Raw genomic sequence first — 11,614 nt, 5'->3', positions numbered from 1 at the left:
CGCCTTGTGGGCGCGTTCGTTTTTTATGAGTTGGAAGATTTCACCGCCACCGTGGTGGGGCCGCCTGGAACGACCACCCCCATCGAGACGATGTACTTGAGCGCTTCGTCCACGCTCATCTTCAGTTCGATGCAGTCGCTGCGCTTGAGCATCACGAAGTAGCCGCCCGTGGGGTTGGGCGTGGTCGGCACGTAGACGCTGAGGAATTCCTCTTCGCCGAGGTGTTCAGCGACTTCGTTGCCGGGCGCACCGGTGACGAAGGCGATGGTCCACACGCCTTCGCGCGGCCATTGGATCAGCACCGCGGTGCGAAAGGCATTGCCGTTCTCGGAGAACAGCGTGTCCGACACCTGCTTGACGCTGGAGTAGATCGAGCGCACCACCGGAATGCGCCGTACCACGGCGTCGCCCCAGCCCAGCAGGCGCTTGCCGACGAAGTTGCTGGCGGTGGCGCCCACCACCAGCAGGATCGCCAGCGTGAGCAGCACGCCCAGGCCGCGCACCTTGTGGTCGCTGAGCCAGACCTGCCATTGCTCGGGCAGCAGCCACAGCGTCTGGTCGAGCGTGCCGATGATCCAGTTCAGCACGCCGAGCGTGATGACCAGCGGCACGATGACCAGCAGGCCGGACAGCAACCATTTGCGCAGGGCGAGCATGGTGTTCGATCAGTCGCCGCTCTTGGCAGCAGCAGCCGGCGCTGGGGCCGGTGCCGCGGGCGCCGGAGCGGGGCTCGGCGCGGCGGCGGAAGAGGAAGATTCGGTGGACTTGGCACCGTCACTCGACACGGGCGCCGTGGCAGGCTCGGCCTTCTTGCCGCCGCCCTCACGGAAATCAGTCACGTACCAGCCCGAGCCCTTGAGCTGGAAGCCGGCTGCCGTGACCTGCTTTTCGAATGCGCTCGCACCGCACGCCGGACACACCGTCAGGGGCGCGTCGGACATCTTTTGCAGGGCGTCTTTGGCAAAGCCGCAGGCGCTGCACTTGTAGGCGTAGATGGGCATGGGAAATGAGGTCAAAAAGCGGCGCAGCTGCCGCTCGCAAAGCCCTCGATTATAGGGGCGCCCCTGCCAAAGGGCGCCCAGCCCGACCGCCGAGCCCGGGCTTCAGGCTGGCTCGGTGGCCAGCGGGCGGTGCGGCGTGTGAGTGTTCGCCAACCATTGCGGCAGCAGCGAGCCGGCCACCATGCCCACGAACGAGCAGAGCACGCCCGCCAACTGGGCCGGGAACGCGCTGCCCCAGGGCATCCACAGAAACAGCAGCCACACGCCGATGCCCAGGACGATCGAAGCGACTGCTCCCTGGGTGCTGGCGCGGCGCCAGTACAGGCCGCACACCAGCGGCACGAAGGCCCCCACCAGCGGCACCTGGTAGGCACCCGACACCAGTTCGTAGATCGGCGTGCCCTGCATGCGGATCGCGTAGGCCAGCACGGCCGCGCTGAACAGCAGCACCGTGATGCGCATCGTCATGAGGTTCTGGCGGTCGGTGCCGGCCGGACGGAACTGGCGCCAGATGTTCTCGGTGAAAGTGACGCTGGGCGCCAGCAAGGTGGCCGAGGCGGTCGACTTGATGGCAGACAGCAGCGCACCAAAGAACAGCACCTGCATCACGAACGGCATCTTCTGCAGCACCAGCGTGGGCAGCACCTTCTGCGGATCTTCCTTCAGCAGCGTGGCGGTTTGCTCCGGCATGATCAGCAACGCGCTGGCCACCAGGAACATCGGCACAAAGGCGAACAGGATGTACGCCACGCCGCCGATCACCGGGCCGCGCTGGGCCGCCTTCACGCTGTTGGCCGACATCACGCGCTGGAACACGTCCTGCTGCGGAATAGAGCCCAGCATCATCGTGATGGCGGCCGCAAAGAAGAACACCATGTCGTGCCAGCTCGGCTCGGGCCAGAACTTGAAGAGATCCTTGCTCACGGCAAAGGCCACCACCTTGTCGGCGCCGCCGGCCATGTTGCCCGCGAACACCGCGATGACGGCCAGGCCGGCCACCAGGATGATCATCTGCATGAAGTCGGTCACCGCCACCGACCACATGCCGCCGAACAGCGTGTAGGCCAGGATCGAAACCACCCCGATCACCATGCCCACCGGGATGCTGATGGCGTCGCCCGACAGCAGGTTGAACACCAGCCCCAGCGCCGTGACCTGCGCCGACACCCAGCCCAGGTAGCTCAGCATGATGATGAGCGAGCAGGCCACTTCCACCGTGCGGCCGTAGCGCTCGCGGTAGTAGTCGCTGATGGTCAGCAGCGTCATGCGGTAGAGCTTGCCCGCGAAGAACAGGCCCACCAGGATCAGGCAGGTGCCCGCGCCAAACGGGTCTTCGACCACGCCGTTGAGCCCGCCCTCGATGAACTTGGCCGGTATGCCGAGCACCGTTTCGGAGCCGAACCACGTGGCAAAGGTGGTCGTGACGATCATGAAGAGCGGCAGGTGCCGCCCGGCAATGGCGAAGTCGGTGGTGTTCTTCACCCGCTTGGCGGCATAGAGGCCGATTGCGATGGTGACCAGCAGATAGACGATGACCAGCGTCAACAACACGGCGGAGACTCCTCTAGAAAAAGCGCACGCGCATCAGCACTTGCATTACGAGCAACCCCAATACAAAACCTATGCCACTACTGACGATGATTTGCAGCAACCGGTTGGTGCGCTTCTGCTGAGCCAGCAGTTCGAGCAGCTCGCGGCGGTTGTCGGAGGGGCGATTTTCCAGGAAATCGTGCAGCAATCGAGGAAGCTGGGGCAGCAGCTTGGCGTATCGCGGTGCCTCGGCCTTGAGCTGCTGCAGCAGCTTCTTGGGGCCGATCTGGTCGACCATCCACTTCTCGAGAAAGGGCTTGGCCGTGGCCCAGAGGTCGAGTTCGGGGTCGATGTTGCGGCCCAGGCCCTCGATGTTGAGCAGCGTCTTCTGCAGCAGCACCAGCTGCGGCTGGATCTCGACGTGAAAGCGGCGCGAGGTCTGGAACAGGCGCATCAGCACCATGCCCAGCGAAATCTCTTTCAGCGGCCGGTCGAAGTACGGCTCGCACACGGTGCGGATGGCGCCCTCCAGCTCGTCGATGCGGGTGCCCACCGGCACCCAGCCGCTTTCGAGATGCAGTTCGGCCACGCGCTTGTAGTCGCGCCGGAAAAAGGCCACGAAGTTCTGCGCGAGGTATTCCTTGTCCGACTCGGTCAGCGTGCCGATGATCCCGAAGTCCAGCGAGATGTAGCGCCCGAAGGTCTCGGGCTCCAGGCTCACCTGGATGTTGCCGGGGTGCATGTCGGCATGGAAGAAGCCGTCGCGGAACACCTGCGTGAAGAAGATCGTGACGCCGTCGCGCGCGAGCTTGGGAATGTCGACGCCGGCCGCGCGCAGGCGGTCCATCTGCGCGATGGGCACGCCCTTCATGCGCTCCATCACGATGACCTCGGGGTGGCAGAAGTCCCAGAACATCTCGGGGATCAGCACCAGGTCGAGCTCGGCCATGTTGCGGCGCAGCTGGGCGGCGTTGGCGGCCTCGCGCACCAGGTCGAGCTCGTCGTGCAGGTACTTGTCGAACTCGCCGACCACCTCGCGCGGCTTCAGGCGCTTGCCGTCGGCCGAGAGGTTCTCAAGCCAGCCGGCCATCATGGCCATCAGCGCCAGGTCTTTCTCGATCACGCCGCGCATGTTGGGGCGCAGCACCTTGACTGCCACTTCGCGTACATCGCCCTGGTTGGTGCGAATGGTCGCGAAGTGCACCTGCGCGATCGACGCGCTGGCGATGGGCGTTTCGTCGAACTGCACGAACACGTCGCCCACCGGGCGGCGGAATGCGCGTTCGATGGTGGCAATGGCCACCGCCGACGGGAACGGCGGCACGCGGTCCTGCAAAAAGGCCAGCTCGTCGGCGATGTCGGGCGGCAGCAGGTCGCGCCGGGTCGACAGCACCTGGCCGAACTTCACGAAGATGGGGCCGAGGCGTTCGAGCGCCTCGCGCAGCCGCTGGCCGCGCGGTGCATCGAGGTTGCGCCCGATGGAAACGACACGCGCCACGACGAGCAGCCAGGGCTTCCTGAAGCTCGTGAGCACGAGCTCGTCGAGGCCGTAGCGCAGCGCGACCCAGACGATGAACAGTCCGCGGTAGAAGCGCCTCATTCGGCCGTGCTCGCCGAGCCGGCCGTCGAGCCGCCAGCCTTGGCCGTGCGGTCGCCGACAAACTGGCGCAGCGCGCCCACGACACGCCGCACGCCGTTGCCCAGAGTGTGCGCAGGCACGTCGCCGATCACGCGGGCGAGGTCGTCCTCGACGTCCCAGCGCACGTGGTCGACCAGCCAGTTGACCTCGGCCGCCAGTTGCACGTCGCCGATGATCTGAACGGCGGGCTTATCGCCGCGCAGCGTGGCACGGGCAATGTCGAAGGGGGAATCGTCGGTGACGGTGAGCGTGAGCTCGGGCACCGAACCAGCGGGGGCCAGATCGAGCAGGCCGGCCGGCGTGGCCACCAGTTCCATGGTCACGAAGCGCCACTGGAAGCGCACCACCCGCCCCTGCTGGCGCAGCAGCCGCTGCTGGGCCTCGGGCTCCTGCTGCAGCACATGGTTCAGGAACAGGACCGCGCGATGCTGGATCTCGTGAACGGCCCAGTCCGGCGGCTGCAAGCGCTCGCCGATGCGGTTGAAGAGGTCGCCGAGAAAAGAAAATGGGGACGATGGTGTGGCCATGTCCCCATTATCCCGTCACTGTAGCGCCCCGCGACTCATGGACCGCATGCCCTTTTCCAGAAACACCGCAGAACCGGCTCTGCCGGGCTGCTGGTGTTGCCCCCGGTAGGGGGGTAGGAGAAGCGACACGAAGTGCGCGAAGCCTGGGGGCGAGCCTTTATTTACTGCAGTGCTTGCACGCCAGCCACCAGCCAGCCGCTGTTGCCGCTGGTCGGCTTGGTCATGTTCCAAACTTCGCGGAACGGGCCCGGGCCGGCCGAGGCGTCTTCACGGATCATGCCGGAGAACTCCACGCTGGCCATGTAGGCGTCGGGCAGTTCTTCGATGCCAAGCAGCTTGGCGTCGAGCATCACGACTTCGGTCTTGTTCGAGGCACCGCCGGTGTGGCTGGCCCGGTCGGCCAATTGCGCGCGGATCTCGTCGACCATGCCGTCGGTCATCATCGAACGCAGCATCGACACGTCAGCGCGGTCCCATGCGTCCTGCAGCGTCACGAAGTTGCGCTTGGCTGCGCCGAGGAAGCCATCGATGTCGAAGCCCGCGGGAATGCCCCAGGACTGCGAACCGGCGAGTGCCGAGCCGATCATGCTGCCACCGGCCGCAGCGCCCGCTGCCGAGAGGCTGCTGCCATGCGGTGCGTCGTTCGAAGGCGTGGCGTCGAAGGCCGCGGCATTGCGCTCCCACGGACGAGCCGAGGCGTCGTTGCCCACGTTGGCCGGGCTGTACTGCACCGGTGCGCTGGCATTTGCGGGGCTGCCGCCAGCGCCCTGGAACGCGAAGCCGCCCTGGCGATTGCCGGCAGGTTGCGAGCGCGACTTGATCATGCGCCACACCACCACGCCGGCCAGCACGAGCAGGCCGATCAGCAGGATGTTGCCGAAGCCGGCACCAAGACCGAGCGAGCTTGCGAGCCAAGCGAGGCCAAGGCCTGCGGCCAGACCGCCGAGCATCGCGCCCCACGGACGCTTCGGTGCAGCAGCCGCGGGTGCGGGCGTTGCCGGCTTCGCCGCTGCCGCGTTGGTCGCACTCTGCTGCGAAGGCGCGCTGGGCGATGCCGACTCGCGCTGCGTCACGTTGGACGACTGGCGTCCGACCGACTTGCCGCCACCCATGCGGGCAGCCTCGGCCTGGACACTGACCAGTACCAATGCAGCTGCCAAAAACAAAGAACCCAAACTTTTCATGTCGTCTCCTCTTGAGCGAAAGATTCGCTTGATCAACACTTTCAACACTTGATTCCAACATGCAGGGCAGCGATGCCACCCGTCATGTTGTGATAGTCCACATGTCCGAAACCGCCCTCTTTCATGAGGGTCTTGAGTTCCTCTTGCGAGGGGTGCATCCGGATCGATTCGGCGAGGTAGCGATAGCTCGCGTCGTCGCCGGCCACGAGCTTGCCCAGGCGGGGCAGCACGTTGAAGGAGTACCAGTCGTAGGCCTTTGCGAGCGGCTTCGCGACCTTCGAGAACTCGAGCACCAGCAGCTTGCCGCGCGGCTTGATCACGCGGTTCATTTCCTTGAGCGCGATGTCCTTGTGCGTCATGTTGCGCAGGCCGAAGGCCACCGTGACCACATCGAAGTGGTTGTCGGGAAAGGGCAGCTTCTCGGCGTCGCAGACCATGGTGGGCAGCACCACACCGGCATCGAGCAGCCGGTCGCGGCCGGTGCGCAGCATGGCCTCGTTGATGTCGGTGTGAACCACTTGCCCGCTGGCGCCGACCTTCTTGGCGAAGGCCAGCGCGAGATCGCCGGTGCCGCCCGCGATGTCGAGCACGCGCGAGCCTTCGCCCACGTTCGCAACCATCACGGTGTACGCCTTCCAGGCGCGGTGCAGGCCGGCCGACATCAGGTCGTTCATGACGTCGTAGCGCGAGGCAACCGAATCGAAGACACCGCGAACGCGGCGGGCCTTCTCGCTTTCGTCGACTGTTTCGAAGCCGAAGTGTGTGGTACTCATGCAACCGATGTTAGGCCGGAAGCCTTCACATCAAGCCGACGACCCCGCGCGCACGGCGGGCATTTGTTGCTTTTTTCGTCCCGCCCTTCCTGGGCGTAGGGCTATCTTTTCAATAGCGCGGCGCGGATTTTCAGGCGATTTCGCGAGCTCAATGGCTGCCGCAGGCGTGACCGCTCTTGTCGATCATCGGCGTGTCGCGATCGACGCCCGCCTCCAGCAGACGGCGCTCGTAAGTAGCCCACAGCTCGGCCTGCTTCTCGCCCAGTTCGTAGAGCAGGTCCCATGAGTAGATGCCCGTGTTGTGTCCGTCGCTGAAAGTCGGCTGCACGGCGTAGTTGCCGACCGCTTCGAGGTCGACGAGCTCGACGTCGCGCTTGCCCGTCTGCAGGATTTCCTGGCCCGGGCCGTGGCCCTGCACTTCGGCCGAAGGCGAGTAGATGCGCATCAGCTCGAAAGGGATTCGAAAGGTCGCTCCATCGGAGAAGCCCACTTCGAGCACGCGCGACTGGCCGTGCACGGTGATCGATTGCGGCGTCGGTGCGCCCGGTTTCAAGCCTGCCATCAGAAACTCCTGTTGCCCAAGCGCTCGATCATCGCAGCCTCGATGGCGGGCAGGCGCGCGGCGATCTCCGCCTCTTGCGCCGCATTGCGCTCGCGCTGCACCGGTGCCCACACCGAGCCCGGGAAATGACTGTCGTCGGCGAAACGCGCGATCACGTGCCAGTGCAGATGCGCAACCATGTTGCCGAGCGCGGCGAGGTTGATCTTGGCCGGCTTCAGGTGCTCGCGCAGGCATTGCTCGACGACCGCCACTGCTTCCATGCACAGCGTGCGGTCCGCGGCATCGAGGTCGGAAAACTCCGCCGCATGGTCACGCCACACCACGCGATAAAAGGCCGGAAAGCCCGCCTCATCCGCATGGATGACGCGCAGCCTCGCGCCCTCGAACACGAGGCGGCCACCCGGCCCCTCGCACAGCACACAGCCCTGTACCTTCGTCACACCAGCACCCGCTCGATCCCGCCCTGATTGGCTGCGGCCACATAGGTCGGCATCCAGTCGGCGCCGAGGATCTTGTTGGCCATCTCGACCACGATGTAGTCGGCTTCGAGCAGGCCGTTGTTCAGGTCGTTGCCGTAGCGCGAGAGGCCTTGCAGGCAGCTTGGGCAGCTGGTGAGGATCTTCACGTTGTCCTGTGCGCCGACCTTGCCGGAGTCGCGCAGCGCGGCTTCGCCCTTCTTCAGCTCTTCTTCCTTGCGGAAGCGGATCTGCGTCGAGATGTCCGGCCGCGACACGCCCAGCGTGCCCGATTCGCCGCAGCAGCGGTCGTTCTTGAGCACGTTGTCACCGACCAGTGCCTTCACGGTCTTCATCGGGTCCTGCAGCTTCATCGGCGAATGGCAGGGGTCGTGGTACAGGTAGCCGCCACCGCCTGCATCGGCGAGCGTGATGCCCTTTTCGAGCAGGTACTCGTGGATGTCGATGATCCGGCAGCCCGGGAAGATCTTGTCGAACTGATAGCCCTGCAGCTGGTCGTAGCAGGTGCCGCAGCTCACCACCACCGTCTTGATGTCGAGATAGTTGAGCGTGTTGGCCACGCGGTGGAAGAGCACGCGGTTGTCCGTGATCATCTTCTCGGCCTTGTCGAACTGGCCGCTGCCGCGTTGCGGATAGCCGCAGCACAGGTAGCCCGGCGGCAGCACCGTCTGCACACCCGCATGCCAGAGCATCGCCTGCGTGGCGAGGCCGACCTGCGAGAACAGCCGCTCTGAACCACACCCCGGAAAGTAGAAGACCGCCTCGGTTTCGGAGGTGGTCGCCTTCGGGTTGCGGATGATCGGCACGTAGTCCGCATCCTCGATGTCGAGCAGCGCACGCGCCGTCTTCTTCGGCAGGTTGCCCGGCATCTTCTTGTTGATGAAGTGGATCACCTGCTCCTTGATCGGCGCGGGGCCCAGCGTGGCAGGAGGCGCCGCCGTCTGCTTCTTCGCGAGGCCGCGCAGCAGGTCGTTGGCCATGCGCTGCGCCTTGAAGCCGATGCCCACCATGCCCGCACGCACCGCCTTGATGGTCTGCGGATTGGTCGCGTTGAGGAAGAACATCGCGGCCGCGTTGCCCGGGCGGAAGCTCTTCTGGCCCATCTTGCGCAGCAGGTTGCGCATGTTCATCGACACGTCACCGAAGTCGATCTTCACCGGGCACGGCGTGAGGCACTTGTGGCACACGGTGCAGTGGTCAGCCACGTCCTCGAACTCTTCCCAGTGCTTGATGCTGATGCCGCGCCGCGTCTGCTCTTCGTAGAGGAAGGCCTCCACCAGCAGCGAAGTCGCGAGGATCTTGTTGCGCGGGCTGTAGAGCAGGTTGGCGCGCGGCACGTGCGTGGCGCATACCGGCTTGCACTTGCCGCAGCGCAGGCAGTCCTTCACGCTGTCGGCAATGGCGCCGATGTCGCTCTGCTGCATGATCAGCGACTCGTGCCCCATGAGGCCGAAGCTCGGCGTATAGGCGTTGGTCAGGTCGGCGTGCAACGTCTGCGCCTCGCCGGCAGGTGCACGCAGCAGCTTGCCCTTGTTGAAGCGGCCTTCGGGGTCGACCCTGGCCTTGTATTCGGTGAAAGGGCGCAGCTCTTCGTCGCTGAGGAATTCGAGCTTGGTGATGCCGATGCCGTGCTCGCCCGAGATCACGCCGTCGAGGCTGCGCGCCAGCGCCATGATGCGCACCACCGCGGCATGCGCGGTCTGCAGCATGTCGTAGTTGTCGCTGTTGACGGGGATGTTGGTGTGCACGTTGCCGTCGCCCGCGTGCATGTGCAGCGCGACCCACACGCGGCCCTTGAGCACGCGCTTGTGGATGGCGGTGCACTCGGCCAGGATCGGCGCGAACTCGGCGCCCGAGAAAATCTCCTGCAGCGGCTGGCGCAGCTGCGTCTTCCAGCTCGCACGCAGGCTGTGGTCTTGCAGTTGCGGGAACAGCGCATCGACGTTCTGCAGCCAGCCGGCCCAGAGCGTGCGCACTTCCTGCACCAGCGCCACGGCCTGTGCCACGCGGTCTTCGAGCAGCTCGGCCGCCGGGATTTCGTGCGCGTCGTCGGTCTTGCCCAGTGGCAGGTTGCCGCGCATGAGAAAGGCTTCGAGTTCGTCGGACAGTGCGAGCTTGTTCTGCAGCGACAGCTCGATGTTGATGCGCTCGATGCCGTCGCTGTACTCGGCCATGCGCGGCAGCGGGATCACCACGTCCTCGTTGATCTTGAAGGCGTTGGTGTGCTTGCTGATGGCGGCCGTGCGCTTGCGGTCGAGCCAGAATTTCTTGCGCGCCTCGGGGCTGATGGCGATGAAGCCTTCGCCGCTGCGCGAGTTGGCGATGCGCACCACTTCGGAGGTAACGCGGGCCACCGCATCGGCGTCGTCGCCGGCGATGTCGCCGAACAGCACCATCTTCGGCAGGCCGCCGTGCTTCTTCGACTTGGTGGCATAGCCCACTGCCTTGAGATAGCGGTCGTCCAGGTGTTCGAGGCCGGCCAGCAGCACGCCAGAGCGCTTCTGCTCGGCGAACATGAAATCCTTGATCTCGACGATGCTGGGCACCGCATCCTTGGCGTTGCCGAAGAATTCGAGGCACACGGTGCGCGTGTGCGCCGGCATGCGGTGCACGACCCAGCGGCAACTGGTGATGAGGCCGTCGCAGCCTTCCTTCTGGATGCCCGGCAGGCCCGAGAGGAACTTGTCGGTCACGTCCTTGCCCAGGCCTTCCTTGCGGAAGGTGCGGCCCGGAATGTCGAGACGTTCGGTGCGCAGCTTGGTCTTGCCGTCGGCTGCGTAGTACTGCAACTCGAACACGGCGTTTTCGGCGTCGTGGATCTTGCCGAGGTTGTGGCCGATGCGCGTGACTTCGAGCCACTCGGCTTGCGGCGTGACCATGCGCCACGAGGCGAGGTTGTCAAGCGCCGTGCCCCACAGCACGGCCTTCTTGCCGCCTGCGTTCATGGCGACGTTGCCGCCGACGCACGAAGCCTCGGCGGAGGTCGGGTCGACCGCGAAGACGAAGCCCGCGCGCTCGGCCGTATCGGCCACGCGCTGCGTAACCACGCCGGCTTCAGTCCAGATGGTGGGCACCGGATCGGCCAGGCCGGGCAGCGAGATGTGCTCGACCTCGGTCATCGCCTCGAGCTTCTCGGTGTTGATGACGACGCTGTTCCAGGTCAGCGGGATCGCGCCGCCGGTGTAGCCGGTGCCGCCTCCGCGCGGGATGATGGTCAGGCCCAGCTCGATGCAGCCCTTCACCAGCAGCGCCATCTCGGCCTCGGTGTCGGGGCATAGCACGACGAAGGGGTACTCCACGCGCCAGTCGGTGGCGTCGGTGACGTGCGACACGCGCGAAAGGCCGTCGAACTTGATGTTGTCCTTGGCCGTGAGCCGGCCCAGCACGCGCGTGGCCTTGCGGCGCAGGGCGGCAACGTCGCGGAACTTGGTGTCGAAGGCGGCTACCGCGTCGCCCACGAGGCCGGTGAGTTCGCCCACGAGCTGGTCGCGCGGCAGGTCGCTGTCGGGTGTGCGGCGCTTTTGCACCTCGGTCAGGCGGTGCCTGAGGGCATCGACCAGCTGGCCGCGGCGGCGCGGGTTGTCGAGCAGGTCGTCGACGAGGTACGGGTTGCGCTGGACCACCCAGATGTCGCCGAGCACTTCGTAGAGCATGCGGGCCGATCGGCCGGTGCGGCGCTCGGCGCGCAGGGTCTGGAGCAGTTCCCAGCCGCGTTCGCCCAGCAGGCGAATCACGATCTCGCGATCGGAGAAGCTGGTGTAGTTGTACGGGATCTCGCGCAGTCGGACAGGCTCTGCGGCCTGTGCCAACAGCGTGTTCAACGCAGTCGGAGCATTCATCGGGTGGGGCGCCTCGGCCGGGCGCTGCGCGCCCATAGCCGGGCTGGGGATTTTAGGGCAGCGCCTGGGGACTTGCCTCGTGG

The 11,614-nt window shown here is 65.7% G+C and carries 10 protein-coding genes; all 10 read right to left on the bottom strand.

Annotated features, from left to right (window positions below; genetic code table 11):
* Positions 1-23: 23 nt before the first annotated feature.
* Positions 24-656, bottom strand: a complete 633-nt coding sequence (locus tag NWF24_RS05110; protein WP_258353252.1) for a DUF502 domain-containing protein — start codon at positions 654-656, stop codon at positions 24-26.
* A gap of 9 nt (positions 657-665) precedes the next feature.
* Positions 666-1,001, bottom strand: a complete 336-nt coding sequence (locus NWF24_RS05105) for an FmdB family zinc ribbon protein (RefSeq protein WP_258353251.1) — start codon at positions 999-1,001, stop codon at positions 666-668.
* 102 nt (positions 1,002-1,103) lie between these two features.
* The gene (locus NWF24_RS05100) at positions 1,104-2,552 is read right to left on the bottom strand and encodes a sodium:solute symporter family protein (protein WP_093077449.1); all 1,449 of its coding nucleotides are present in this window, start codon (positions 2,550-2,552) and stop codon (positions 1,104-1,106) included.
* A gap of 13 nt (positions 2,553-2,565) precedes the next feature.
* Positions 2,566-4,131, bottom strand: a complete 1,566-nt coding sequence (ubiB, locus tag NWF24_RS05095; protein ID WP_258353250.1) for a ubiquinone biosynthesis regulatory protein kinase UbiB — start codon at positions 4,129-4,131, stop codon at positions 2,566-2,568.
* Positions 4,128-4,697, bottom strand: coding sequence for a ubiquinone biosynthesis accessory factor UbiJ (locus NWF24_RS05090; RefSeq protein ID WP_093057475.1), 570 nt, complete (start codon positions 4,695-4,697; stop codon positions 4,128-4,130). The genes ubiB and NWF24_RS05090 overlap by 4 nt, the downstream gene beginning before the upstream one ends.
* 161 nt (positions 4,698-4,858) lie before the next feature.
* Positions 4,859-5,881, bottom strand: coding sequence for a Tim44 domain-containing protein (locus NWF24_RS05085; RefSeq protein WP_258353249.1), 1,023 nt, complete (start codon positions 5,879-5,881; stop codon positions 4,859-4,861).
* A gap of 41 nt (positions 5,882-5,922) precedes the next feature.
* Positions 5,923-6,654, bottom strand: coding sequence for a bifunctional demethylmenaquinone methyltransferase/2-methoxy-6-polyprenyl-1,4-benzoquinol methylase UbiE (gene ubiE, locus NWF24_RS05080; RefSeq protein WP_093057473.1), 732 nt, complete (start codon positions 6,652-6,654; stop codon positions 5,923-5,925).
* Positions 6,655-6,802: 148 nt separating this feature from the next.
* Positions 6,803-7,216, bottom strand: a complete 414-nt coding sequence (locus tag NWF24_RS05075) for a DUF971 domain-containing protein (RefSeq protein ID WP_258353248.1) — start codon at positions 7,214-7,216, stop codon at positions 6,803-6,805.
* Complete coding sequence (locus NWF24_RS05070; protein WP_258353247.1) at positions 7,216-7,656, bottom strand: HIT family protein; 441 nt, start codon at positions 7,654-7,656, stop codon at positions 7,216-7,218. The genes NWF24_RS05075 and NWF24_RS05070 overlap by 1 nt, the downstream gene beginning before the upstream one ends.
* On the bottom strand, positions 7,653-11,531 hold the full coding sequence (locus NWF24_RS05065; protein WP_258353246.1) for an FAD/FMN-binding oxidoreductase: 3,879 nt from the start codon (positions 11,529-11,531) through the stop codon (positions 7,653-7,655). Before NWF24_RS05065 ends, NWF24_RS05070 begins: the two co-directional genes overlap by 4 nt.
* Positions 11,532-11,614: the final 83 nt, after the last annotated feature.

The sequence above is a fragment of the Variovorax paradoxus genome (assembly GCF_024734665.1).
In the GTDB taxonomy this organism is placed as follows: domain Bacteria; phylum Pseudomonadota; class Gammaproteobacteria; order Burkholderiales; family Burkholderiaceae_C; genus Variovorax.
Note: the sequence above shows the minus strand (reverse complement) of the source record. Positions and strands in the feature narration are given on the sequence as shown.